The organism is Paenibacillus roseus, from assembly GCF_016424485.1.
Classification (GTDB): Bacteria; Bacillota; Bacilli; order Paenibacillales; family Paenibacillaceae; genus Paenibacillus_D; species Paenibacillus_D roseus.
In genome coordinates, this window is sequence record NZ_JAELUP010000117.1 from 160,974 (window position 1) to 184,841 (window position 23,868).

General features: G+C 48.8%; 31 protein-coding genes. 1 reads left to right on the forward strand and 30 read right to left on the reverse strand.

The features are described 5' to 3' along the window. Positions 1-139: 139 nt before the first annotated feature. The 19 genes from JFN88_RS23600 to JFN88_RS23685 form a co-directional block, all read right to left on the reverse strand. Positions 140-520 carry a LytTR family transcriptional regulator DNA-binding domain-containing protein gene (locus JFN88_RS23600; protein ID WP_199021801.1) on the reverse strand — a complete coding sequence of 127 codons (381 nt, stop codon included), beginning with the start codon at positions 518-520 and terminating at the stop codon, positions 140-142. Next, positions 520-657, reverse strand: coding sequence for a cyclic lactone autoinducer peptide (locus JFN88_RS23605; protein WP_199021802.1), 138 nt, complete (start codon positions 655-657; stop codon positions 520-522). The genes JFN88_RS23600 and JFN88_RS23605 overlap by 1 nt, the downstream gene beginning before the upstream one ends. Continuing rightward, complete coding sequence (locus JFN88_RS23610) at positions 654-1,178, reverse strand: accessory gene regulator B family protein (protein ID WP_199021803.1); 525 nt, start codon at positions 1,176-1,178, stop codon at positions 654-656. Before JFN88_RS23610 ends, JFN88_RS23605 begins: the two co-directional genes overlap by 4 nt. Beyond that, entirely contained in the window at positions 1,168-1,836 is a 669-nt protein-coding gene (locus tag JFN88_RS23615) for a hypothetical protein (RefSeq protein ID WP_199021804.1), read from the reverse strand. The genes JFN88_RS23610 and JFN88_RS23615 overlap by 11 nt, the downstream gene beginning before the upstream one ends. A gap of 5 nt (positions 1,837-1,841) precedes the next feature. Then, entirely contained in the window at positions 1,842-2,804 is a 963-nt protein-coding gene (locus JFN88_RS23620; RefSeq protein ID WP_199021805.1) for a toprim domain-containing protein, read from the reverse strand. 6 nt (positions 2,805-2,810) lie between these two features. After that, positions 2,811-3,146: a type II toxin-antitoxin system HicB family antitoxin gene (locus tag JFN88_RS23625; RefSeq protein WP_199021806.1), complete on the reverse strand. Its 336-nt coding sequence runs from the start codon at positions 3,144-3,146 to the stop codon at positions 2,811-2,813. A gap of 77 nt (positions 3,147-3,223) precedes the next feature. Further along, positions 3,224-4,567 (reverse strand): DnaB-like helicase C-terminal domain-containing protein, encoded by a 1,344-nt coding sequence (locus JFN88_RS23630; protein WP_199021807.1) that lies wholly within the window; start codon positions 4,565-4,567, stop codon positions 3,224-3,226. Between the two features lie 256 nt (positions 4,568-4,823). After that, positions 4,824-5,633, reverse strand: a complete 810-nt coding sequence (locus tag JFN88_RS23635) for an ATP-binding protein (RefSeq protein WP_199021808.1) — start codon at positions 5,631-5,633, stop codon at positions 4,824-4,826. Further along, a complete protein-coding gene (locus JFN88_RS23640; RefSeq protein ID WP_199021809.1) occupies positions 5,588-5,962 on the reverse strand; it encodes a hypothetical protein in 375 nt (124 codons plus the stop codon). Before JFN88_RS23640 ends, JFN88_RS23635 begins: the two co-directional genes overlap by 46 nt. 261 nt (positions 5,963-6,223) lie before the next feature. Continuing rightward, the gene (locus tag JFN88_RS23645; protein ID WP_199021810.1) at positions 6,224-6,535 is read right to left on the reverse strand and encodes a hypothetical protein; all 312 of its coding nucleotides are present in this window, start codon (positions 6,533-6,535) and stop codon (positions 6,224-6,226) included. A gap of 123 nt (positions 6,536-6,658) precedes the next feature. Next, positions 6,659-6,853 (reverse strand): hypothetical protein, encoded by a 195-nt coding sequence (locus JFN88_RS23650; RefSeq protein WP_199021811.1) that lies wholly within the window; start codon positions 6,851-6,853, stop codon positions 6,659-6,661. Between the two features lie 193 nt (positions 6,854-7,046). After that, positions 7,047-7,307, reverse strand: a complete 261-nt coding sequence (locus JFN88_RS23655) for a hypothetical protein (protein WP_199021812.1) — start codon at positions 7,305-7,307, stop codon at positions 7,047-7,049. Between the two features lie 154 nt (positions 7,308-7,461). Further along, complete coding sequence (locus JFN88_RS23660) at positions 7,462-7,845, reverse strand: hypothetical protein (protein WP_199021813.1); 384 nt, start codon at positions 7,843-7,845, stop codon at positions 7,462-7,464. 19 nt (positions 7,846-7,864) lie between these two features. Then, a complete protein-coding gene (locus JFN88_RS23665) occupies positions 7,865-8,278 on the reverse strand; it encodes a BC1872 family protein (protein ID WP_199021814.1) in 414 nt (137 codons plus the stop codon). Further along, the gene (locus JFN88_RS23670) at positions 8,278-8,622 is read right to left on the reverse strand and encodes a hypothetical protein (RefSeq protein ID WP_199021815.1); all 345 of its coding nucleotides are present in this window, start codon (positions 8,620-8,622) and stop codon (positions 8,278-8,280) included. Before JFN88_RS23670 ends, JFN88_RS23665 begins: the two co-directional genes overlap by 1 nt. After that, complete coding sequence (locus tag JFN88_RS23675) at positions 8,619-9,143, reverse strand: hypothetical protein (protein ID WP_199021816.1); 525 nt, start codon at positions 9,141-9,143, stop codon at positions 8,619-8,621. Before JFN88_RS23675 ends, JFN88_RS23670 begins: the two co-directional genes overlap by 4 nt. Positions 9,144-9,156: 13 nt before the next feature. After that, positions 9,157-9,969, reverse strand: a complete 813-nt coding sequence (locus JFN88_RS23680) for a hypothetical protein (protein ID WP_199021817.1) — start codon at positions 9,967-9,969, stop codon at positions 9,157-9,159. Next, positions 9,941-10,075, reverse strand: coding sequence for a hypothetical protein (locus JFN88_RS24905; RefSeq protein WP_269846595.1), 135 nt, complete (start codon positions 10,073-10,075; stop codon positions 9,941-9,943). Before JFN88_RS24905 ends, JFN88_RS23680 begins: the two co-directional genes overlap by 29 nt. Positions 10,076-10,677: 602 nt before the next feature. After that, entirely contained in the window at positions 10,678-11,022 is a 345-nt protein-coding gene (locus JFN88_RS23685) for a helix-turn-helix domain-containing protein (protein WP_199021818.1), read from the reverse strand. 487 nt (positions 11,023-11,509) lie between these two features. Between JFN88_RS23685 and JFN88_RS23690 the strand changes: the two genes are divergently transcribed. After that, positions 11,510-11,878 carry a hypothetical protein gene (locus JFN88_RS23690; RefSeq protein WP_199021819.1) on the forward strand — a complete coding sequence of 123 codons (369 nt, stop codon included), beginning with the start codon at positions 11,510-11,512 and terminating at the stop codon, positions 11,876-11,878. Between the two features lie 278 nt (positions 11,879-12,156). Here the strand turns inward: JFN88_RS23690 and spo0A are convergent, their stop codons facing one another. The 11 genes from spo0A to folD form a co-directional block, all read right to left on the reverse strand. After that, on the reverse strand, positions 12,157-12,969 hold the full coding sequence (spo0A, locus tag JFN88_RS23695; protein ID WP_199021820.1) for a sporulation transcription factor Spo0A: 813 nt from the start codon (positions 12,967-12,969) through the stop codon (positions 12,157-12,159). A 200-nt stretch (positions 12,970-13,169) separates the two neighbouring features. Beyond that, positions 13,170-14,489, reverse strand: a complete 1,320-nt coding sequence (gene spoIVB / locus JFN88_RS23700) for a SpoIVB peptidase (protein ID WP_199021821.1) — start codon at positions 14,487-14,489, stop codon at positions 13,170-13,172. 115 nt (positions 14,490-14,604) lie between these two features. Continuing rightward, complete coding sequence (recN, locus tag JFN88_RS23705; protein WP_199021822.1) at positions 14,605-16,308, reverse strand: DNA repair protein RecN; 1,704 nt, start codon at positions 16,306-16,308, stop codon at positions 14,605-14,607. An 18-nt stretch (positions 16,309-16,326) separates the two neighbouring features. Further along, positions 16,327-16,776: a transcriptional regulator AhrC/ArgR gene (gene ahrC, locus JFN88_RS23710; protein WP_199021823.1), complete on the reverse strand. Its 450-nt coding sequence runs from the start codon at positions 16,774-16,776 to the stop codon at positions 16,327-16,329. Positions 16,777-16,797: 21 nt separating this feature from the next. Then, the gene (locus JFN88_RS23715; RefSeq protein WP_332908546.1) at positions 16,798-17,271 is read right to left on the reverse strand and encodes a hypothetical protein; all 474 of its coding nucleotides are present in this window, start codon (positions 17,269-17,271) and stop codon (positions 16,798-16,800) included. Between the two features lie 347 nt (positions 17,272-17,618). Next, positions 17,619-18,440, reverse strand: coding sequence for a TlyA family RNA methyltransferase (locus tag JFN88_RS23720; RefSeq protein WP_199021824.1), 822 nt, complete (start codon positions 18,438-18,440; stop codon positions 17,619-17,621). An 8-nt stretch (positions 18,441-18,448) separates the two neighbouring features. Continuing rightward, positions 18,449-20,350, reverse strand: a complete 1,902-nt coding sequence (dxs, locus tag JFN88_RS23725; RefSeq protein ID WP_199021825.1) for a 1-deoxy-D-xylulose-5-phosphate synthase — start codon at positions 20,348-20,350, stop codon at positions 18,449-18,451. Positions 20,351-20,464: 114 nt separating this feature from the next. Next, positions 20,465-21,382: a polyprenyl synthetase family protein gene (locus JFN88_RS23730; RefSeq protein WP_199021826.1), complete on the reverse strand. Its 918-nt coding sequence runs from the start codon at positions 21,380-21,382 to the stop codon at positions 20,465-20,467. A 2-nt stretch (positions 21,383-21,384) separates the two neighbouring features. Beyond that, entirely contained in the window at positions 21,385-21,636 is a 252-nt protein-coding gene (gene xseB, locus JFN88_RS23735) for an exodeoxyribonuclease VII small subunit (protein ID WP_199021827.1), read from the reverse strand. Positions 21,637-21,642: 6 nt separating this feature from the next. Continuing rightward, positions 21,643-22,989: an exodeoxyribonuclease VII large subunit gene (gene xseA, locus JFN88_RS23740; RefSeq protein ID WP_199021828.1), complete on the reverse strand. Its 1,347-nt coding sequence runs from the start codon at positions 22,987-22,989 to the stop codon at positions 21,643-21,645. 5 nt (positions 22,990-22,994) lie between these two features. Then, positions 22,995-23,855 carry a bifunctional methylenetetrahydrofolate dehydrogenase/methenyltetrahydrofolate cyclohydrolase FolD gene (gene folD / locus JFN88_RS23745; protein ID WP_199021829.1) on the reverse strand — a complete coding sequence of 287 codons (861 nt, stop codon included), beginning with the start codon at positions 23,853-23,855 and terminating at the stop codon, positions 22,995-22,997. Positions 23,856-23,868 lie beyond the last annotated feature (13 nt).

The following is a 23,868-nucleotide window of genomic DNA, read 5'->3' on the forward strand; positions in this document are numbered from 1 at the left end:
GTAAAATCACATTTTATAATGTTTGTCAAGATAGTTTCACCGGAATGGAATCGTGCAGACTACTTACCATAAAAAGTGGTATAATTATCTATTACTATTAAACCACAATTTCCCTAATCAGTCTTGTATTTTCCGATATTTACCGCAAACCATTTAATACATTAAATGATACTTGACATTTTCGTAAATGTATGTTTTCGGGGACATTCGCCCGGAAAGGCTTAGATACCGCAACCTTCGGCACGCCCTCCCCGAAGTCAATTGTGTGCTGCTTCGGATCATACGACTCAGCCTGCGTCATATTTACGAGGTACCCCCGCTCGACCTTCACGTACCCGAGTTTCTCGGTGTACCGCTGTTGCTCCTCAAGCGTGGATATCTGCTTAAATAGTCCGTCGTGTGTCTGAAAATGTAACAAACCCTCCCGAACACAGACGTATAACACATCGTCAACCTCATCGATCTCTACCAATTCAAACTCCGTCCGGCTTATCTTCTTTACAACTGTAATTTTCGGCATTAGCCCTCCTGTTCCGAGCCTCTCAACTCTTCCGGAATCTCCGGTTTGTGAATAAATACATACGATCCCATCAATACAAACAACGATGATACTCCGATTAAAGCTGCGGCAACTACTTTATAAAACTTCTTCTTCATGTTTTTCGCCTCTCTTTTCCTAGCGGTAGTAATACCGCCTGAATTATATATGTCATCGCCAGGACATCCGATAAGATTACGAAATTAGACGCCACAAGTCCGGTAGATACGATTTTTAGCAGCGGATAATACCGTTTTGGCATCCTAGCGTATTTGTCATAGTTGGACGGAGCAAAAAGGGCGAAAGAGATTACGGAAATAATCGTCATAATTTTAATCACTACGATAGGAAACGATAAATGCGGAAGTATCGATAGGAGCAACGTAGATACGATAATGCATAGATACCCCGCCTTTAAGTGGTATCCTCCGGAAAGGTATCGGATTACGCCGAACGATACGATAGCCAGCGCAGCCCGCCAGAACTCTCCCGTTATAAATCCGATTAACAACGCGCAGCCTGCGATAGTCACCGTATTCACGATGATTTGCAGCGCGTAGTATGTCACCGCCGTTGACGGGGCAGTTACGCCGCTATCCTCGATCCGCTGCCGGAGTCCGTCCGCATATTTATACAGCATCCTCGTACTCCTTTCTCAGCGCCACGTAAAGGTATGCCGGGATAGTTACGACAAAGACGGCACACGCAGAGAGTACGTAAGAATCAAATTCGTTGGCGAAAAGGTACGCAAGCGTGGCGGCCAGCATCACCGTAGTTAAAATAATAACGAGGATCGTCACGTTAGATCGGTTAAATCTCGTATATGTACGGCGGGAGGTCGGCACAAAATTGAATCCTCCGCCCAATTGTACGATTGCATAAGCGACAGCAATCTCGATAAGCGACGACAACACCTGTACGCCCGACCCGAGCAGCACTGAGTCCTTTACGACGTCGGCCGGTACTGCACTTAAAAAATGGAATGCGAGCAGTACGACTCCCTGCACAACGACCACTATCGCGAACCCGGCGAAATTCATCACGATAGAATAGAAGAACGGTACCTGAAACAGTACCCATAACACGACGACGTAAAGCGCAAGTTGGATAAATGCTGACATCTCGCCTATTTGAGGAATAGATCTCGTAAAGTACGACACTTGACTCATCATGAGCGATACGGTCAATACGGTGACCACGAGCCGCCCCGTAATCCGAAATCGGAAAAGCGCGAACATAAAAGCAAATACCGCCACGTACTCAAAAACCGAAGCTCCCGTAAATAATAAGTAATCCATGTCGATTACGCCCCTAACATTATTTTTATCTCTCTTAATGTACGGCGTCGGATTACGTAGCTGGCGACCTGATCGACGCTGCTCTCGGTCGCGGCTTGATTTACGTCTTTATAACGGCTATTTACGGTCGCCACCGATACTTTTACGTTACTTCGTAATTCCGCGATAATAGCCCGCTGCCACTTTCGGCCAGCCGCATCATTATCACGGAGTACAATTAACTCCTCGATAGAACTCCGACGGATTAAATCGGCTTTGTACCGGTTAAACGCGGACCCCATCGTAGCTATCGCTGGTACGCCCGCCGTCATTATGGTCATAGCGTCAATCTCGGCCTCGACAATCACGGCGCGCCTACATTGCTGCCGATAAATTACGTCCAGTCCAAAGAGTAACTCCCGGATCGGGCGGCCGCCTCTCTCATACCAAAATAGCTTCGTATCGACCCTCCTGTATTTCACGTTAGCTAATGTTCCATCACCGCTAAATATCGGTATGGTAACTGCTTTACGGGAGGTATCGTAACCAATCCGGCACAGCCGTTGTACGGCTTCGGATATCGCCCGGCGGCCAAGGTATGGCGAACGGAATTTGAACGGGTCCAGTATTGCAATGTCCAGCGGTTTGAATACGGCTGCTTCGGTTGATAACTTCGGTATCCGCAGTGCCGGTAAATCATATCCCGACTCATTCTCACCATACTTTAACCGGAGATACTCGGCGGCCTCGTCGTAGCCTATCCCGTTGAGCCTTGCGATAAGCTCCGTAAATGCTCCGGTTTCACCCGTACCTCTATCGCCCCAATATCCGGCCCGTGCGGTCGCCGTACCCTCAAAATATACGTAAAAGGACGGGTCTTCGTCGCGGCGAAACGGGGAGCAGGCGAGAAGATACGAGGAAGTCCAGGTTGCGCGAGTCCATTCGTAGGCTTCGAGTTCGGCGCGGATATCGCGGACGTCTACGTTCAATGGCGATCACTCCTTATGTTCTTGTGGCTTGAATCCTAATTTCAGTAAAATCTCATTTTGATATTCCCTGGTATACTGCACGACATCCTCTCCAATAAATGATAACTGCTTTGTCGTAACAAGGCTCATTCGCTCTTCCATGTCCAGTGTTGCTGCTTCTATTATTTTTTGAATATACGCCTGTCTGGACATTCCCAATTTATCGCCCAATATGTCAATTCTAGCTGTTAAGTGTTTGGGGAGAGTAAGTGAAAATCTTACCGGCTTACCTAGGGGATCGTGCTCTAACTCCACTTTCCCGGTCAATTCGTCTAACAGTTTATCCAGTTCTGAGTTACCCATTAATCCACACATCCTTGCGGTGTTTTATGTTGCACCATAATAATACACCACAAATTAGCGATAATCAATAGTAAGTATCAAAAATTCCCAACGAACTGCCCCGCAGCCTCCTCCGCATCTGGTAATTCCCGCAAAACCCCGTAATCCATCAGCGCAATGAGATCGATCGTAAACCCCTCGCCGCCATTACGTCCTTTTTCTACGCCGAGCTTCCCGTTCCCATTTACGGAGTCGAACGCGAACAGGTTCGTGGTTATATCCAGCAGCGCCCCTGTCGTTTTAATCCGTTCCCTTCCCGGAAGCCTTAATTCTCGTTCGCCTTCGTCAGATTCATCGCTCTTTTCTGTACGAGCCTGAATCGTATATATCCCGACGACATCCCGCTCGCCAATTATCCGCTCAAGCCGCCTTGCCGCCTGTTCCGCGGCCCCGCCTGCCGTCTTATTTGCGTTGCGGCCGTACACGTCGTCGAGATTATAAAACGCATCGATTACGACGGCATCGACATCCTCCGCTTGTAACTCACGGTCCAAGTCGTCAAGCGTCCGTGTAAGTCCGGCGTCCGATTTCGCTTGTAAGTAGAGTTTGCCGGGATAGTACGTATCCAAAGCGGCCAGGATATCGAAAAAGTACGCCTCAATATCACCGTCAAGCTTGCCGGATAGTACGGCCTTGTTCGGAAGCCCAATTTTAACCGCCAACTCTTCCGAAGTCAGCGCGCCCTCTCTCGCCGTAATGATCGAGATAAGCCGGGATAGCCACGGATACCCCTTAACCTCGTATGACTTTACGAGGACCTTCGCACCTTGTCGAAGCAACTCGTCGACTATCACCTCGGACAGATACGTCTTACCTCGGCCCGACTCCGCCATGATCCCGTATACATCTCCTGAATACAGGCCACCGATTTGCTCGTTCAGCGCCCGGAATGGCGTTTTCCACAGCCGGAACGATTTCCCGGACTTCCGTTTATCGTACTCGGCGCGGAATTCGTCTTTCAGTTCGGCCAGTGTCTTTCCGATTGATTCTCGAACACTTGTTCCTATTTTAATCGCTTCGAGCCGTTCTTGCAACGCCGAAATCAATTCGTCCGACCGCATCGTCTCGTACATCCCCGCGACCTCTTTATTAACCAGTTCCGCAAACTGCCGCTTACCGTACGAATCTTTTATCTCGCGGGCCAAAAACGTAAACTCATCGGTCACGTCCGGAATATACATTACGTCCGGATTTTCGGCTGCGAAGGTAGCGTACGATGGCGTGCGGCCTCCGTTTGTATCTGCGTAGCTAAAAACGTAATCGACCGCGCTTTTTTCTGCTGCGGTTACGAAATATTCCCGCGTGATTCCGAAGCGGGTGAACGCGGAAAGGTCGCCGGAGTCGATAACCTTACTCAAAAACTGCTGCCCGTAACTGGACATTGTTTCCTTCACCTCCGTAGTTTACTTTAGCTATGCCAAATCCTTCAAACCGCAAATTCGGTGATTTTCACTTTTTCTGCTGGCACAGTTAATGCACATGATTGATTGTCGGAGTATGTCGAATCTTTACATTATTTCCATATAGTATTATTATTTCCGCAAAGTCCATATATTTCGCTTGTCAAGTACATACGCCGAATCTGTGGAAGAAATTTCGAACTCCGTAAATCTCCCGAATACTCCCGTTTTCTCACGTTTATGTTTTTCGCATCCCCCGCTTACTTTCGCCCTTAAACGTAAACTCCATGCAGAGGTCACGTATCCGATCCGCAAGCCGCCGCTCGCCGAAAACGGTGTGCAGTTCATCCAGCGGAACATTGCTCGTATACACCGTCGGAAGCCCCGCCGTCACCCTCGCATTGATTACGGAATGCAGGTCGGCCCGAAACCCCTCCGTAGGCTCCCGCACGCCGATATCGTCCAATACGGCGAATGGAGTAGCGATAGCTTTCTGTCTCGCGGCATAGTAACGGGCGGCGGCTGGCTCCGCGATATGCTCCGGTACTCGCGGTCGGTTAAACTCGTTGTAATCCGTCTGCCAAGCGTTGACGTCGAGAAAGTACGCGGGCCGGTCGAGCGGCTGCTTACCTCGGCGGAGAGAGCCTACGTAATGGGCTGTGATCCACTCGGAGAGTAATGCGGCAGCCGTCGTTGTTTTACCGGTTCCTGGCGCACGGCTGTATAGGTATAGCGACTTGATTGGCTCCGCTGCGTCACCGAATTGCCGCGCGAAAGTCCGCACGTATACCGCCAGGCTGCCGTATATCTCGGATTGCTCCGTGCGTGCCGGGCTATTGTCTAACGTAATCAGCCGGTATGCCACTGGAAGATTGCTATTCCCGATCCGGCCACCCTCTCCATTGTGACCGTGTAAGGCGATGTACGACCCGCAGAGTGCGGAACATTTCGGGCCGTCTCGCAGAGTACAGAGTCGGGCCAGTACGCATTTTTCAGCAAGACTCAATCTATCACCGTCCTTAATTTCGCGATCATGGCCGCCAAACATATCGCGTCCTCCAACGTATTTGATTCACCTTGGTAGTGTACGTCGAATGAGTTCTCCCCACATTCCAGACAATACTCCTCCGCCGACTGACCAAAAGAAGCTACGTACACCGAATCGTCTCCGCAACGATAAATGTACAATTCGCCCGGCATAACTTTCAGAACATCACGACAGTACAACGTTGTGTAGCACGGAATAAGTACACGTACTCCCTCTGGAGTATAAAACTGGCCGAACGTTTTATACCCGAATATGACCTCCGCGACCCACACGTCACGTTCCCGCAGTGTCATCGATCGCCATTTGTCTACAATTTCATCCGTTCTCACACGGCAACCCTCCGTTTCCTTTCGTCACTTCTCCGCAAATAACTTCGTAACCAAATTCGTCTCAACCGTTCATTACCGTTTTCCCTCGCGATTTCCGCTAAATCTAATAGTAGATTGTTCGGACGGCCTACGTAATCAATCGCTAATTTCACGTGAGTTCCTCCCCTGTATTAATATCATACCCCTCTACCACCGCGCACTCGTCGCAAATGTCATCAAAGTACGCATCGGTAAAATCTACAAAGCAGTTTTTACATTCGTTCATTGGGGTTCCTCCAGACCTGCCAGATCACTAATTTTTAGTTCAGCATTTTCAAATATCCATTGAGGGTCCCCATGATGCTGCAACGCTTGAGCATATCCTGTACTATATTTGACCATAGCCAGCTTACACTCCAATATCTTCTTGGCTACTTCTTTCGGGGATTCTTGTACGATGATGTTGCCGGGAATGTTTTTCACTTTTATGAGCGCCATCCCGTCGATGTGATCACGTATCAAAACATCCAGCGGTACCCATATCGCTGTTTTGAATTTGCCGTCATCTCCGCTTGCTTCGGTCAATTTAATCATTTGCCTATCTCCTTTTTAGTTATGCTTTTATGACATGACTTGCAATAAAGCGTAATAGGTACCGCCATGAATAACTTCCCGCATTTATTGCAATAATGTGGTGTCATTTTCCTTTCTCTCCCTTTACGTAATCTCATGTGTCCACTCGCCTTTAATCTCTGCTTCTGTCACCGCTATATTCCGGCAGCTCACGGCGTATCGGCCGAGCTTCGTAATAGGTTCGATGTCGGCCGCCAGGAACCGAGTACCCTTGTTACTTACGATACTTCCTCCGTAATAAGCTACGGTTTGGATCGCTTTCATCATTGTCAGCTTCACGAATGGACCGCCTCTCCTACGTAATACATACGACCATCTTCTCCTTTTACAAGTAATACCCGTTTACACGATTCACAATGGTATATGCCGGAGCGGGGTCCGTCCCAATGCGGATCGAACAAGTCAACGAAGTGTTCTCCGTCCCCGTCGTAACAACCGCAGTTTACTCGGACATATTTCGCAATTGGTCGTCCTAAAACCACGTATTCACCACCGCATAGTCCCGCTCCGGTGTGACTTCTGACTCCTTCCGCTCCGCCGCCATCTCCGCCTTAATCTTCGGAATTATCCGATTAATTAAGTAGCCGACCGCGAACCCGGCCGGTAAATACGGATACCCTCGCGTCGTCTTGTGCGTGCGGAAACACTCGTCAAATGCTCGCCGGAGGACTTCGGGACCATGTTCCGTCAGCGCCCGCTTAATCATGCCGGACTCGGCCGACCAGTTACGCATAGGTAGATACTCAGCGGCGGGTAGTCCGTAATAGTCCTCGTTCATACTACGAAAATATTCCGTAACCGTAATCGTATTCCACTGTTCTGTCGGCAGATTCCGCCAATCGCGGCGCTGTTCGGCTGTGATACGGGGGCTACGGGTCTTTGTGGGCTTACGTGGTGCTTTCGACTTTTTCGCTACCATTCGCGTTCACCTTCTTCGCAAGTATTTGTAATTTATCGACTATATCAACAAGAATTCCCTGTAACCGATCATAGTCGGATATTTCCGTAGCAAGCTCCGCACTTACCTCGGACAACTCCGCCTCTAGCTCCGCAATCCGGTCCAAAGCGGCTGGCCATCCGGTACGGGCGGCGGCAATGAACGTTGCATTTTCAGGGCCACCTTCGACACCTCCGTACGCTAAAGGGCCGCGCCCACCTACGTAAGAATCATCAGGAATTTCTACGTAACACCCGTCTGCCGTCCAAGGCCCTTCCGTCGCCGCCTCGATGATTGCACGATCCGCTGCGAAATTACGTTTAGTTTCTAGCATAGTTAAATAACCTCCCTTATTATTCAACGCATATATCCGAACACCTAGCGATGATTGCCGCGAGACATATCGCCTCAGCAGCGGAATCATTCGTTACTTGTACAGGACGTGAAGCTCGGTCATACGTGTTCACGGTATTCCATGACGAGAAACACCCCATCTCAATACCGCCCCATTCACGACTTTTCTCTACAATGATCCACGCTGATTTGATATTCCTCGAGGGCCGAAACCAATCCGAAGGGCCCGTATGCATTGTGCAGTCGTTTTCAATCGCAACAACCCTTCCTGTTTCATCTTGCCATCCGACATAACCGCCGCCCCCGCCTGGCCGCGATACCTTACGCCACCCCATAACCTCTGTCGCGACCCACGCGTCTCGCTCCTGCGGATTCAACCGTTCCCATTTTTCGTAAATATCTGCCGTATTCACTATTGCACCTCCGGAAACAACGGTCCTACCGTATTCACAATAATCTCCCGCAGCCGCACCGTCTCGGCCGTATACTCCGATAACAACGCCGCTAACGTTGTGGCCTCAGTCGACCCGTTAACCTCCCGTAACAAAGCGATTTCAACCGCTGAAATAAGGCCGCTACGCGTCAGCGGGTACCAACCTATGTCCCGCCATTCCTCGCGGCTAATTGGCGGTGATTTTGCGGGATCAGGCTTGTATCCGGGAGCCTTCGTTGGGTCTACGGTATGCTTCCGTTGTAACACGAAGTTATGGTCGTCCGCGGACAAGGCGTAGGACTTCGTAATAGGGATCGATTTCATTGCGTAACTCCTTTCACGCGAGATTTCAACGAAAGTATAAGCTTATCTCCCATACCGTCCATTAAAATCCGGTTGAGCTTCGTCGGCGACTTGACTTTTCCATAAGGCATATCGGCGGCGGCCTCGGGTCGATACTGCGTGTCAACGTGCAGGAAACGGTATGCCCTCCGCCATGCTTTAACGTAGTCCGCTTTATTCGTCATATCGAAACCCCATTCGTCCATCAACGCTTCCAAGTAGCCTTTTGCATCCGCCCTCTGCCGCTCCCATTTCGTATGTTGTTGCTCTTGTGTCGATTTGTTTAGAGTATACTGTACCTTTTGCTCCGCCTGCTTCTTGCGGGTGGTTTCCGGCTTTTCTCCGGACAGTCCTGGGAACGAATTAGGTACGTTGAAAACTCCCGTGATATTCGCTCTTAGCAACATCTGCGTAAAAGTCAATGCCGCCCGCTGCGTCATTTCGTTGTTATCCATTACGAGCGCGAGACGACCGCCCGGCGTTACCTTAATATTTACGTTCATTTTGTCCGCTCCTCTACATATCGATTATGATTCCGTCTTTTGTCTGCGAGAACGAAAGTACCCGCTGAATTTCGTTTACAAAACTACGAAGCCCTTCTAGTGCGCTGTAATATTCCGCGGCCGACTCCTGATTGATCGTACGGAACTCTATCTCGTAGTGGCGAAGGAATGCGTATCTCTTTACGAAATCCCTCACGTCCGTTGAGAATAACGTTGCCGACCCGTCGACCTCCGTACTTGTGTCGATGCGGTAAACGCCGTCATCTGGAGAAGGACGGGCACGGAGCGCCTCTAACTCGAATTTAACTTCTCGTTCGGATTCCGCCACGGCTTCGATTATACCCCGTAATACTTCGTAATCGGCTTCGGCCTTTTTCCGAGCAATCTGTTCCGCATCTAGTTTCGCCAGGAGTTCGCGGTACTCCCGCAATGTCGTGATGTCACCGGAGAGAACGGCCGATTTAGCCTCACGTTTAGGTTCGGAGTCTTCAGCGGAAGGAGCCGCTATTGTGTATGCTAACGATACAGGGAGGTCCTCGATTAATTGACGCTGACCCTCGCTTTGACAATTTGTCAAAACGGTATATCGCTGGATAAGCCGGTAAACCTGTTTCATAACATAACCTATCGATTCGCACCACCTAACAAACACTCCATCGTACCGACTACCCGCAAGAGCCTCCTGCGCCTCCTTTAGTTCACGCCCCAACTCCGTATACGCCTTTCCGACAATCTCGCGCATGTTCCGTTCTTTGCCGCGCAGGAAATCCGCCGTCTTTCCGTCGAGTTGTCCGTAATCAAACGTCGTGATTTCCGTCGTTGTCATCGAGTGTTTTATCCTCCTTTATCAAAATAATAGCGACGAATGCCGCAAGATAAATCAAAGTAGAACAACCGAGAGCAACAATACCAAGAATGGCGTTCTCTGACATAGTTAACACGCTCCTTTACGATTTAGGTAATTCGTGGTAAAATTTAGACAACTCCTAGTAGGTTGCATGGATTAGCGGAAACTTCCCGGTTTCGTGGACGGGCTTGCCCACGGCAAAATTTTGCCCTTCCGAAAGGAGGCGGTAGCATGACCATAGCGCTGCGTGCCACACGGGACGAAATATCCATAACGTTGACGCTCAGTCCTGTGCTAGTACACTCCCTTATCGTGCTGGCCTTGCGAATCTCCTTTAAGTGGTGAGCAGGTATCGCGAGGGACGGACAAGGCCGAGGGAACGCCATTTCCCTCCGTGCCAAAGCCGTAAGCTAACTTCGTAAGTTCTCCGTAACCACCTCCGAGTTTAATTTCGTGTAAATCCGTAAGCAAGGTACTTTACCTACGATTCATTTAAAGGTTTGTAAATGGTTTTGTTTATAATAGTCGCGAAGTAAGGCGATTTTCCTTACTGAGCTAATGTTTCAATCTCGGTATTATTTAATGGTTCTCGTTATAATGGCTCTTGTTATTATGGTTCTAGTTAGTGTGACGTTTGCCGTGTGACGTTTGCCGTGTGATATCCGCGTCACACGGTTATTTGCCGTATCAAAATATCGATACCACAGCGTCAGTCCTCACCGTATACACTACGTTTGCCCACTGCTGCTCATCCGTCCGCTTCTGCTTCTCCGCGGTCACCAACGGCTCGCCCCGCCATCTGTACGAAAGCAGCGCTTTGACCCGTCTATTTGCCGTTTCCCGCGCCACGGCCAGCCCTTCCGCTATCGCCCACTGTGTCGGGTAGCAGCGACCGGTATGGTCCATGTACGAGGCGATAACCAGCAACGTTTGTAGTCGGTCGGCTCCGAGGTCGGCGATAAGGCCAGATCGGACGGCATCGGTGTAGAAACGGAGGAAAATACGGGATGAATCCGATTGCGGCGCGGTCATGACATTTGATTACGCCCCTTCCGTGTGGTAAAATTTAGAAGCACTTGGCGCTAGGTTCCGCTGCACTCAGGTGGAACGGAAAGACGAGGATACCGGATGAAACGACGCCTGGCAAAGGTCAAGTTCGCCGATATACTCGCACTCCTACGGCTAGTTGTAGAGTGCATCCGATTGCTCCGTGAATAACGGGGCTTTTCGGCGTTTAAGGTACCTAGCGTGGCTGCGCTCTGTCACCGCGTGTTTTTGCGGCTATACTGTAATACACAAGATAATTTTCACGTTCGCACACTTTTCCGTAAATTTATTTGGAATTGACGGGAAATTAGCGGCAGAAAGCTTCGGGAGGGGTTAGCGTAGGGAAACGGGTTGGATGCGTAAAATGACGCTGCTGGACGGGTTAAACGAGGGGTTAACTCGTACTTACGTGTAGCCGCGGCTGGCGAAAAGTGGTAAAATAGAGAAAAACGTAGAAGGGGCGATTTACGGTTTGATTCGCAAACTTATTTTTGTACTTCTATCCACCGCGATAATTTCAGGTTGCGGGGGCGGCGCTGATAATCCGGCTCTAGCCATAGGGAGTTTCATGGCACACGTAAACAGTAATGAATTCAAACAAGCGAGGCAGTTTTTAACGTCGGATGCGAGTAGTATGTATAGTGACTCCGATTTGGAACGTTTCCGTAAATTTTTTAAAACCACGGAAAATGGCGTTGCAATTAACGCTCCAGATGCTGTCGAAATTAAAGGAAACCTAGCTACGGGAGAAATCATTAGATACGAAGGTAAAGCAACGCAGAAGAAGATGAGAGTTAACCTTACAAAAAGCGGAGGGTGGAAAATCAGCAGCTTGCGGTAAAAACAAAAATAAAGCCCCGTACACTACCGTTAGATAACCGGTTTAATCCGGATCGTGACGGTAGTGTACGGGGCTTTGTATTGCGTAAATTACCATTTTACGTTAATATAGAGCAGTGCGCGATGCGCCGATAAACTACCGGAAAAATACGATTCGATTTACCTTTAGTTTACCGTAGTTAACGTGAAATTATTCGTTGGAACGGTGACATTGCTTTGGCCGGTATTTCACCGTTTCAGTTACCGGAAATGCACCGAGATATCAAGCCCCTAGCGGTCTCACGACACCTTGTGCTCAATCCGCAACTTATCCGCAACCATCGCAATGAATTCACTGTTGGTCGGCTTTGACTTGCTGATATTGATTGTGTAACCAAACAAATGCGAAATGCTGTCGATGTTGCCGCGCGTCCACGCGACCTCGATCGCATGACGGATGGCACGCTCAACCCGAGAAGGCGTTGTTTTGAATTTTTCGGCGATGGCAGGATAGAGTGTTTTTGTAATCGCACCCAAAATTTCGATGTTGTTATACACCATTGTAATCGCCTCGCGTAAATACTGATAGCCTTTAATATGCGCCGGAACTCCAATCTCATGGATAATGCTTGTAATGTTTGCGTCCAGGTTTTTACCTTTGCCGAGTGGCACTACATTGGATTTTATGCTTACTGCTGAGCCCGTGTAGGAAGATGAAGATGTTACGACAGAGTTTCCAACCAGTTGGCGAATACGATTGGCCAAAATCTCCATATCAAACGGTTTTAAAATGTAATAGGAAGCACCAAGCTGCACTGCTTTTTGTGTGATGTTTTCCTGACCGAAAGCAGTCAGCATAATAATTTTGGGCATAGGGGACAAATTCATTTCCCGCAAACGCTCCAATACGCCAAGACCATCGAGGTGAGGCATGATAATGTCAAGAATCAATACATCCGGGGCCTTGCGGGATTCTTCAAGGTGACGAAGAACTTCTTCACCGTTGTAAGCAACCCCGATTACTTCCATATCATGTTGCTCAGAAATGTACTCGGATAAAAGGTTCGTAAACTCTCGGTTGTCATCTGCTAATAAAACTTCAACTTTTTGCAATGTTCTGGTCCTCCCTTGATTTTGAATCTCCTTCTACTATGTAATTGTTTGTCTGTATTAAACATTTTCGACATCGACTTATAAAATCCTTCTGTCGAAAATTATTTTTCTTTATTTTTTTTCGAAATTCCTTTATAATTAAGATTTTGTTACATCAACCTTCATTTCTCGTAATGATTCGACAAAAAAATCTTAAGGCGTTAGCTCGCCTTAAGATTTGGACTGGTCCTTTTCATTAGCACACCGGCATCTTGGAGCATCCATTCAATAAAGCAGCCATAACCGGATGTAGGATCATTTACGAAAACATGAGTCACAGCCCCGACAAGTTTGCCATTTTGAATGATCGGGCTTCCCGACATTCCTTGAACAATGCCGCCAGTATTCTCGATAAGACGTTTATCGGTAATTTTAATAACCATGCCTTTGGTTGCCGGAGAAGATTGTCTGGTGACATGAACAATGTCAATTTTGAATTTCTCGACTTTTTGCCCGCCAATAACAGTCAGAATTTCTGCCGGACCTTCCTTTACTTCTTCAGCAAAAGCAACTGGCAGCATTTTGCTGTCGTATCCATGCGTGGGAGTGCTTTTCATTTTTCCAAAAATTCCAAAAGCCGTATTTTTCACGACATTGCCTAGGATTTTGCCTTCCTTTAAGAAGTGAGCTCTTTTCTCTCCCGGCTCGCCGTGCTGGCTCTTGTTAATTGAAGTCACACTTGATTGAAGCACTTGCCCATCCTCAACCTCGATTGCCATCTGAGTATCCATATCTGTAATTACATGCCCTAGAGCGCCATATACCCCCTGCTCAGGTGCGTAAAACGTTAATGTTCCTACGCCCGCAGCAGAGTCGCGAATATAAAGCCCCAGTCTCCAAGCCTGATCTTCTACATCGAAGGCAGGAGTGATTTTCTTTTCTACAATTTGACCGTTGCGTTTAATTGTTAACTGCAGTGGCTTCCCTGCGGTACCTGCCTGTTCAACGATGGATGCCACTTTGGCTACTTCATTAATATGTGTGCCGTCGATACGAACAATCAGATCACCTAGCTTGACTTCGGCTGATTCACCTGGTGATTCTTTGGAATCTTTGGCTGTGAGGACCTGATGATGGCCAACAACCATAATACCTGCAGATTTAACTTTGACCCCAATCGTCTGTCCTCCCGGAATAACCTTCAGATCAGGAACAACATGAACCTTCACCGTTTTGAAAGGAATAGATCCAAACAGCTTCATCGTCATCTTGGTTTGTCCGCTTTGCAGCGGTTGAAGTGAAATCGGCTTGTTTAAATCTACATCAACGGTATTGCTTAATGAACCGTTCACGCGCATTACCTCAGGGTTAAAAGATAATTTGGCATGCACCGGCATGTCGTAATTCAAATGCTTCTGCTGTCCGGAAAACAACCGAAGTTCACTTGGGATTGCAGCAAAATGCTGAAAAGGGGAGGATACACCGATCATGCACACGATGAGTGTGAGAATAAGACCGAACCATCGTTTACGATTATTCAATGCTTTTCACGCTCCCTAGGTCCATCATCTGACGGTTATCGCCAATGGCGTACCTATAAGGTAACCGTGTCCCCTACCTTTTATGACTTATAAAACATTCCCTGTATGGTTTGAATTACGCCCCTTTCTGACGATCCGCCAAGTCAAGCATTTCCTGAGCATGATGTCTTGTTTTTTCCGTTACTTCCACACCGCCTAACATTCTGGCAAGCTCTTCAATTCGGCTGCTTTGTTGAAGCGGTGTAACTGATGTAGCCGTTCTTTCATTAGCCACCTGCTTTTTAATTTCATAATGATGATCCGCCATACAAGCAACCTGAGGCAGATGCGTAATGGAGAACACCTGGCATTGCCGTGATAGATCAGACATCTTCTCAGCGATTGCTTGAGCCGCTCTCCCGCTAACGCCGGTATCCACTTCATCGAATATAAGTACAGGAACCTGATCAAGCTGGGCAAATATCGCTTTGAGAGCCAGCATAATTCGCGACATCTCGCCTCCGGACGCAATCTTGTTGAGTGGCTTTAACGGTTCCCCAGGGTTTGGCGAAATCATAAAGACTGCATCATCTATTCCTTGCGGGGACAATCGAAATGCTTGCTCGCCTTCGCGATGCTGATTCAGCTCAATTCGGAATATTGTCCGTTCCATATGAAGCTGCCGCAATTCGGCTTCAACAGCCTCGGACAGTCGGCCTGCAGCGTGACGGCGAAGATCAGACAGTAAAATCGCTAATTCCACAGCTTTATGTTGAAGGGTCATCTCCTCCTCACGCAGTCGCCCGAGATGTTCATCACGATTTTCGAGCTTGTCCACTTCATGCATAATTTTTTGGTGGTAGTGGATAATATCCGGAATGGTCTCGCCATATTTACGTTTTAATGTATGAATCAAATTAAGCCGTTCTTCAATCTGCTCCAATTGATCTGGGTTGGAATCAATCTGATCACGGTAATTGCGAAGCTGGAATACGGCATCCTCCGCCTGGTAAAAGGCAGAACGAAGCTGTTCAAGCAAAGGGTCAAGCTCAGCGGGATCGTAGGCTTGAATTTCCTCCAGCTTGTGAATAGCTCTGCTGATGGAATCAAGGCCGCCGCCGTTATATAGCAAGGAATATGCTTCGGATGCATAATCCATTCTGCGCTCTGCATGAGTTAGTTTGCGTTTTTCCTCAACCAGTGATTCATCTTCACCAGACTTAAGGTTGGCTGACTGAATTTCCTCGATTTGAAATTTATATAAATCAAGCATTTGGATATTTTGCCTTGCGTTTTCTTCCAGATCTCTGAGTTTCACACGCACCTGCTGGTAACGGCGGAATATCTGACGATACTGCGACTTCTTTTCCATTAATGGGGTGCCTGCGTATATATCCAGCCATTGAAGATGCTGCTCAGGCTTAAGCAATGATTGATGCTCATGCTGGCCATGCAGGTTGACAAGATGCTCGCCGACTTCCCGAAGAATGGTCAAATTGACCATCTGCCCATTAATACGGCTGACGCTCTTGCCTTGAATGGACAATTCCCGCCTGATGACAAGCAGTTCTTCATTGTTGCCATTAATGCCGTATTGGGACAACTTTCCCCACACCGGATGGCTAGGCGGCAAATCAAATATGGCTTCAATTTCAGCCCGGTCACAACCATGACGTATCATATCAGCCGCTCCGCGCGCGCCAATGACCAAACCCAAAGCATCGATTAAAATCGATTTCCCTGCTCCAGTCTCCCCCGTCAAAACATGAAAGCCTTTATTAAAGTGAATTACGGTGGATTCAATGACAGCCAAATTGCGAATAGACAGCTCTCGAAGCATATTCGATTTACCTCCTCATTAATTAAGCAATGACGTTAATCTTGTTACAATTTCCTCACTGTTCTGTTTGGTGCGGCAAATAATTAATATTGTGTCGTCGCCGCAAATCGTACCCATTACTTCATTCCATTCCATGTTATCAAGAAGGGCACAAATCGTATTGGCCGTGCCTGGCAGACATTTCATAACAACCAGATTATCTGTAAAATCAATATGCACATAATGATCGAGCAGCGCGCGCCGCAACTTGTGAATCGGATTGTAGCGCTGTTCTGTCGGCAACGCATACCGATATCGGCCATCCTCCGTCTGCACCTTAATCAGTTGCAGCTCCCGGATATCACGGGATACCGTTGCCTGTGTAACCTGAAGTCCGGCTTGACGCAGCGCTTCAACCAGGTCCTCTTGCGTTTCCACTATGTCATTCGCAATAATTTCTCTAATCTTGATATGACGAATTCCTTTCATAAAACCTCCTATGTTGTCCCATTATGCCTCTTCAGCAATAGTAAATGAAATTGTACGGATAGACCTGGCTTTCGTATCTACAAATAATATACCCTCGCAATATGGGACAAGCAGTGCAAAGACTAAAAATCTGTCTCTGACTGCAGAACCTGTCCATTCGACCGGCATACGTTCTCTGGCCGTCTTGACCACATAGGTTCTCCCGTCCTTCTCTGCGATGTAATCAATGTATACTCTGCTCTTCATCGGTTCGCCGTCAATGTCTATTGTAACAGGAACACGATGCTTCCCAGACTGTACCGCATATCCTTCATCCTCCAGAAGCTTGACGCACTCATCATCTCCGTCAAGTTCCTGGCCGCGGTGCAGCAGCAAAGGACGTTGTCTCACGATAGGACTGTGAAGCCAGCGGTAAAAGCCACGGTATATCCAAACCAGCAACAGAATACCGGCAACAATCATGATAAATAGGTCTCCGTATTTACCCAATTGCACCTATCCCTCCTGTCCTATATTACAGGTCATACCCATTAATTCGGCAGGAGGCTTCATTATTCCTGTTCAGATGGCGAGGGATTCAATAGGGAAAGGAGTTCCTTTATAAGAAGCGAACGTTTGTTTGCCTTACTAAGAACAGTTTACCAAAAAGTTTTTCAATTGGCTATATTAAAATGAAAAAAAGAGCGAACTTTTCAGCCGCTGTAAATCTGCAACTGAAAGCTCACTCTTTATACAGGCTCAAAATAGAAAAAGTCCAAAATCCTTTCGCACGCTGGCCTTCCATCTGCGCTTCATTCGGAATCCTGCTGTTCGCCACTCTCTTCATTCATACTTTGATAGATTTAACCAAAACTACTCCTTGCCTGGGCAACGATCTCATCAATTCGTTGAGACTCCAGCATTATTCGATCTCCTCCTGGAACCCATTTCAGATAAGCCAAAAATTCAATATTGCCCTCGCCCCCCGTTATAGGGGAATAGGTAAGGTCCTCCACACTGAAGCCAAGCTCGACCGCATGCTGAAGCACTTGCGTCAGCACTTCCCGATGCACGGCTGCCTCCCGCACAACTCCGGATTTGCCTACTTTCTCCCGGCCAGCCTCAAATTGCGGCTTAATCAATGCCACAACTCCAGCCCCCTCTCTTAACAATTCTGCCAAAGCCGGCAAAATTATACGCAGAGAAATAAAAGAGACGTCGATCGTCGCAAAATCCGGCGCTGGCCCGATCAAATCCTCTGGCTTCGTGTATCGGAAATTGGTTCTTTCCATTACATGCACGCGAGAATCCTGACGTATCGACCAGTCAAGCTGATTGTAGCCAACATCAATTGCATAGACATAAGAAGCGCCGTGCTGAAGCGCGCAATCGGTAAAGCCTCCGGTCGATGCGCCGATATCCAGCATGACAAGCCCCTCCATATTCAGACCAAAATATGAAATAGCCTTTTCCAGCTTCAAGCCGCCGCGGCTTACATAAGGGTGAGGAGCGCCCTTGACAGTAATGCTGGCCGTTCTTGAAATTTTGGTGCCGCTTTTTTCTATTCTCTCCCCGTCAGCTATGACAAGCCCGGCCATGATTGCAGCCTTGGCCTTTTCTCTGCTCTCATAATAACCCTGTTCCACAAGGAGTACATCGATCCGTTCTTTAGTTGCTGCACTCATGATTGTTTTTATCCTCTTTGTCTCTTAACATTTTGCAAGCGACCGGAAACAAGGCTGAAAACCTGGGAAGCCACATGCTCCGGAGTAAGCCCGATTTCTTGTCTCTGCTCCTTAATTGAGCCATGCTCTACAAAAATATCCGGAATGCCAATCAGGCGAATGGAAAGTCCGTCAATGCCCCGCTGGGCATAAAACTCCAGCACCGCACTGCCCAAACCGCCCATGATCGAACCTTCCTCCAGCACAATGATATGCGGATTTTCAGCAGCGAGTTTGAGCAGCATCTCTTCGTCCATCGGCTTAATAAAGCGGGCATTCACGATTTGTACAGACAAGCCATCCCGTTTCAACAGGTCGGCTGCTTCCTCAGCAACCTGAATCATTGGGCCTTGGGTAATAATTACGGCAGATTCACCCTCACGCAGCTTCTCCCACGAACCGATCGGAATGGTGCTCATTTGTGGATCAAGCTCTACTCCCCGGCCGTTTACCCGCGGATAGCGAACAGCAATCGGACCTTCATTATAGTCCACCGCTGTCTTCATCATATTGCGAAGCTCATTCTCGTCTTTCGGCATCATGAGCACCAAATTCGGCACATGTCTGAGGAACGCGATATCGTACACGCCGTGATGGGTCTCACCATCCGCACCAACAAATCCCGCACGGTCAATCGCAAAGATCACATTCAGATTCTGGCGGCAAATGTCGTGCACAACCTGATCATAAGCGCGCTGCAGGAAGGTTGAGTAAACGGCAAAAACCGGCTTTAACCCTTCCATTGCCAGTGCAGCCGACATTGTCGCCGCATGCTGCTCGGCAATCCCCACATCGATCATCCGCCCCGGGAACAATTGGCCAAACTTCACAAGACCGGAGCCGCCTGGCATAGCAGGCGTTACAGCAACAATCCGCTCATCCTGCTCAGCCAGCTCAATCAGAGCCTGACTGAAAATTTCCGTGTACATCGGCGGTCCGACTGCTTTCAGCAGTTGCCCGGATTCAATCTTGTAAGGCGTGATGCCGTGCCACTTATGAGAGTCCGCTTCAGCCGGCTGATAGCCTTTCCCTTTTGTAGTCAGCACGTGAACCAGCACTGGCCCGCTTACATTATTTGCTTGCTGGAATATTCCTTCCAGCTTCTCAATATCATGGCCATCTACTGGCCCCAGATAGGTCAGGCCAAGCTCTTCAAACAACATGCCGGAAACAACCATATATTTGAGGCTATCTTTTAGCCGCTCCGCGGTTTTCGCCAGTTTGCCGCCGATAGCCGGAATTTTATTCAGAAACTGCTGAAATTCGTCTTTGGCTTTTTGATAATGCTTGTCGGAACGGATTTTTCCCAGATAGTTGTGAAGTGCGCCGACATTGGGAGCGATGGACATCTCATTGTCATTGAGCACCACAATCAGATCGCGCTTCTCATGACCCATATGGTTGAGGGCTTCCAATGCCATGCCGCCTGTCAAAGCGCCATCCCCAATAACCGCAATGACTTTATTATTCTCGCCTTTGAAATCGCGGGCAAGAGCCATTCCCATTGCAGCTGACAGCGAGGTGCTGCTATGGCCAGCTTCCCAAACGTCATGCTCGCTTTCGGAACGCTTGACAAAACCGCACAGCCCTTTAAATGTGCGCAACGTATCGAACCGGTCCATGCGACCGGTCAATATTTTATGAACGTAAGACTGGTGTCCAACGTCAAATATAATTTTGTCGTTAGGGCTGTCATATAGATAATGGAGAATTAGCGTCAGCTCCACCACCCCGAGATTAGGGGCGAGATGTCCTCCAGTCATCGACAGCTTTTCAATCAGAAACGTTCTGATCTCCTCGGCAAGCTGCGGCAACTGTTCCAGATGAAGCTGCTTTAAATCCTTCGGGTCGTTAATCTTTTCAATCAGCACGTGTTTTCCTCACTTTCTTGGACTGAAAACACAGTTGTCCAATAACGTCAAAACGTTTTTTTCATTATAGCACGCCACTCAAAGAATCCCAAGAAATCTTGTTTCTCTCATCCCTTAGCGATCACGTTTGACCAGATAATCGGCAAGCTCCAGCAACCGCTTTGGGTTGGCAAGATTGGCAGACAGCAAGAGCGCCTTCGCTTCATTCGTAAGCCTGGCGACTTCCGCCTTGCTTTCTTCCAGTCCGATTAAATAAGGGTACGTCACTTTATTTTGGTTTACGTCACTGTTTGTCTTCTTCCCAAGCTTCTGCTCGTCGCCAATCAGGTCAAGAATATCATCCTGAATTTGAAAGGCAAGGCCGATTCGTTGGCCGAATCCGGCCAATGCCTCCAGTTGGTAAGGCTGTGCACCGGCAATGCGACCGCCTGCTTTTAACGAAAATACAATCAGATCGCTTGTTTTATGCAAATGAATATAGTTCAGTTCGGTCAGCGATGTGATTCCCTGCTCTCCCAGGACATCAGCTGCTTGACCACCCACCATTCCGGCTGCGCCGGCTAAAATGGACAATTCCTCAACGATTGCAAGCGCTGTTTCCGCACTGACCCGCTTTTGCTTTGCAGCAAGAGATACGCAATAGAAAGCGTGTGTCAGCATGGCGTCTCCCGCCAGTATCGCAACAGCTTCGCCGTATACTTTGTGGTTGGTCGGCTTGCCCCTGCGGTAATCATCATCATCCATAGCCGGCAAATCATCATGAACCAATGAATACGTATGAATCAGTTCGATAGCAGCTGCAACCGGATAAGCCGCATCTACTGCACCCTGATCATCGGCAATCGACTCTGCGGCAGCAAGCACCATAACCGGACGAATTCTCTTGCCGCCGGCCTCCAGGGAATAATGAACCGCTTCGCGCAGCTTGGCGGGGAAATCCCATTCCTCAGGTATAATGTGGCGCAGCATTTCTTCCACGTGCTGGGCCTGTTCTTTTAAGTATTGTTGAAAATCAGACCGGGCTTCCGCCATCCTTACTCTCCTTTATCCTCATTCACAGGATTAAAATTATTTCTCTGCAGCCCCTGCTCGGTCTCAATCAGCAGCTCAATTTTGCGCTCTACCTGATCCAGCTTGCTTCCGCACAACTGTGAGAGCCTCATTCCCTCCTGGAACAACTCGATAGCGGTCTCCAGCGGGACATCGCCATGTTCAAGGCGGGATACGATTTCTTCGAGCTTCGCCATCGCCTGTTCAAAGCTCAGTACCTGATCTGTCGTTTCCATTACCGCTCACCTCTCCTTATTTAAAACCTGACATTCCAATCTCCCGTCAGCAAGTTTTACATGAACCCGATCGCCCACCCCGACATCCTCTGCCGATTTGACAAGCTGCTGCTCGTTTTCGGTGTATAACAGACTATAGCCGCGGGACATGACCTTCAGTGGGCTAAGTGCGTCCAAAGACCGAATCCTGCTGCTTAGCTCCAGAGTCCTTGCGCGCATATTTCCGTTCATCACCTGCACAAGACGCTGCTCGCCCGCAAGTCTGCGAGACGCAGCGTACTTAAGCTGCTCCCCCGGGTGAACGGCTCCCAGACGCGTGCGCAAGGCTGCAAAACGCTGTTCCCTGCGCTCCTTGAAGCGCGTTATCTGTGTCATTAGCCGTTCATCCAGCCTGTCAGCGCGCTCAGCAGGCTCCATCAGGAAGCGCCTTGGCTGTTGGAACAACGGCGAGCGCTTGATCCGCTCCAACTGATGCCGTCTCTCTTTAACCCGCCCTTTTAACGCCTGGGCAAGCCGCTGCTCCAAGCGGCCGATTTGCTGTCTCAGCTCATTGCTGTGCTGCACGGCAAGCTCTGCAGCCGCAGTTGGTGTAGCCGCTCTCAAATCGGCCACAAAATCTGCTATCGTATAATCCGTCTCATGCCCTACGGCAGAGATAACCGGAATGTTCGACTCCGCTATGCTTCTGGCTACCGATTCCTCATTGAAAGCCCACAGTTCCTCCAATGATCCGCCGCCTCTGCCCACAATTAATACGTCAACTTCCATCAAACGATTCATAAGCTTTATGGCACGCACAATGGATGGGGCGGCCTGAGTCCCTTGTACGAGCACCGGCACGACCAGAACGGGGACGGAAGGGAAGCGTCTTTCGAGTGTAATTAAAATATCCCTCACAGCAGCTCCCGTGGGGGATGTGACAACGCCGACCGCTTTCGGATAAAGCGGAATCGGCTTTTTGCGCTCGGGTGCGAACAAGCCTTCCGCATCCAGCTTCTGCTTTAGCTGCTCGAATGCAAGATAGAGGCTGCCGATCCCGTCGGGCTGCATGGCGTGTGCATAAAATTGATAGTTTCCGTCACGCTCATAGACGGACAGACTTCCTCTTGCCATCACCTTCATCCCCTCTTTGGGAATGAAGGGAAGGCGCTGGTTATGAGAAGCGAACATCACGCATTTCAGACGGCTTGAGGCGTCCTTGAGCGTAAAATACATATGTCCGCTTGAATGATGGGTAAAGTTCGAAATTTCTCCGCGAAGCCAAATATCCGACAACACCTGGTCCGACTCCAGCTTCATCTTAATATAGCGATTGATTTCCTTGATGGAAAAAATGCGCGGTCCGTCCGCCATCTCCATCACTCCTTGATTCCGTTGATCCGTTTGGCGGCAATCAGCGTATTTTGCATCAACATCGTAATCGTCATCGGCCCAACGCCGCCCGGAACCGGGGTAATGTGTCCGGCAATTTCCTGAACGCTGTCAAAATGGACGTCCCCTGCAAGCTTGCCGGTATCCAGCCTGTTAATGCCTACATCAATAACAACTGCGCCCGGTTTTACATAGCTGCTGTCGATCGCATTCGCTTTGCCAATTGCGACAACGAGAATATCCGCCTGCTTGGTCAACTCCTTCATATTGGCTGTTCTGGAGTGGCAGATGGTCACTGTGGCATTCTCTCTGAGAAGCAGCATGGCCACCGGCTTGCCTACAATATTGCTGCGGCCGATAACAACGGCATGCTTGCCGGAAATTTCAGTTCCCGTTCTCTTAATTAATTCAATGCAACCGGCAGGCGTGCATGGCAGAAGACTATCATCGCCAATTACCAGATTACCCGTGCTTACAGGGTGGAAACCGTCAACATCTTTGTCCACACTGATCGCATCAATAACAGCCTTCTCCTGGATATGAGCCGGCAGCGGCAGCTGAACAAGAATGCCATGAATGCTGCCCTGCTTGTTCAAACGGTCGATCAAGTCCAGCAATTGCTCTTCCGTCGTATTCTCCGGCAAACGATGCACCTCGGAATAGAAGCCCATCTGCTGACACGCCTTTTCCTTGCTGCCTACGTATACCTTAGATGCCGGGTCTTCACCGACCAGAACAACCGCCAGCCCGGGAACGATCCCCTTCTCTTTAAGCTTTCTTGTCTGTTCGCTTACCTCTTGACGAATTACCTCTGAAATATGCTTGCCGTCTATACGCTGTGCTGTCATCGAGAACCCTCTC

Bases quoted from the DNA above. Each gene is read 5' to 3' on its own strand.
- JFN88_RS23615 (WP_199021804.1), bottom strand. From the start codon at position 1,836: ATGGATTACTTATTATTTACGGGAGCTTCGGTTTTTGAGTACGTGGCG.
- JFN88_RS23675 (WP_199021816.1), bottom strand. From the start codon at position 9,143: ATGAACGTAAATATTAAGGTAACGCCGGGCGGTCGTCTCGCGCTCGTA.
- xseA (WP_199021828.1), bottom strand. From the start codon at position 22,989: ATGGCGGACGGACCGCGCATTTTTTCCATCAAGGAAATCAATCGCTAT.
- JFN88_RS23685 (WP_199021818.1), bottom strand. From the start codon at position 11,022: ATGACCGCGCCGCAATCGGATTCATCCCGTATTTTCCTCCGTTTCTAC.
- JFN88_RS23635 (WP_199021808.1), bottom strand. From the start codon at position 5,633: ATGTTTGGCGGCCATGATCGCGAAATTAAGGACGGTGATAGATTGAGT.
- JFN88_RS23660 (WP_199021813.1), bottom strand. From the start codon at position 7,845: ATGCTAGAAACTAAACGTAATTTCGCAGCGGATCGTGCAATCATCGAG.
- JFN88_RS23610 (WP_199021803.1), bottom strand. From the start codon at position 1,178: ATGCTGTATAAATATGCGGACGGACTCCGGCAGCGGATCGAGGATAGC.
- JFN88_RS23670 (WP_199021815.1), bottom strand. From the start codon at position 8,622: ATGAAATCGATCCCTATTACGAAGTCCTACGCCTTGTCCGCGGACGAC.
- xseB (WP_199021827.1), bottom strand. From the start codon at position 21,636: ATGGAAACGACAGATCAGGTACTGAGCTTTGAACAGGCGATGGCGAAG.
- recN (WP_199021822.1), bottom strand. From the start codon at position 16,308: ATGCTTCGAGAGCTGTCTATTCGCAATTTGGCTGTCATTGAATCCACC.
- JFN88_RS23680 (WP_199021817.1), bottom strand. From the start codon at position 9,969: ATGACAACGACGGAAATCACGACGTTTGATTACGGACAACTCGACGGA.
- JFN88_RS24905 (WP_269846595.1), bottom strand. From the start codon at position 10,075: ATGTCAGAGAACGCCATTCTTGGTATTGTTGCTCTCGGTTGTTCTACT.
- ahrC (WP_199021823.1), bottom strand. From the start codon at position 16,776: ATGAAAGGAATTCGTCATATCAAGATTAGAGAAATTATTGCGAATGAC.
- JFN88_RS23645 (WP_199021810.1), bottom strand. From the start codon at position 6,535: ATGATTAAATTGACCGAAGCAAGCGGAGATGACGGCAAATTCAAAACA.
- folD (WP_199021829.1), bottom strand. From the start codon at position 23,855: ATGACAGCACAGCGTATAGACGGCAAGCATATTTCAGAGGTAATTCGT.
- JFN88_RS23720 (WP_199021824.1), bottom strand. From the start codon at position 18,440: ATGAGTGCAGCAACTAAAGAACGGATCGATGTACTCCTTGTGGAACAG.
- JFN88_RS23655 (WP_199021812.1), bottom strand. From the start codon at position 7,307: ATGCGTAACTGGTCGGCCGAGTCCGGCATGATTAAGCGGGCGCTGACG.
- JFN88_RS23605 (WP_199021802.1), bottom strand. From the start codon at position 657: ATGAAGAAGAAGTTTTATAAAGTAGTTGCCGCAGCTTTAATCGGAGTA.
- JFN88_RS23630 (WP_199021807.1), bottom strand. From the start codon at position 4,567: ATGTCCAGTTACGGGCAGCAGTTTTTGAGTAAGGTTATCGACTCCGGC.
- JFN88_RS23730 (WP_199021826.1), bottom strand. From the start codon at position 21,382: ATGGCGGAAGCCCGGTCTGATTTTCAACAATACTTAAAAGAACAGGCC.
- JFN88_RS23600 (WP_199021801.1), bottom strand. From the start codon at position 520: ATGCCGAAAATTACAGTTGTAAAGAAGATAAGCCGGACGGAGTTTGAA.
- JFN88_RS23625 (WP_199021806.1), bottom strand. From the start codon at position 3,146: ATGGGTAACTCAGAACTGGATAAACTGTTAGACGAATTGACCGGGAAA.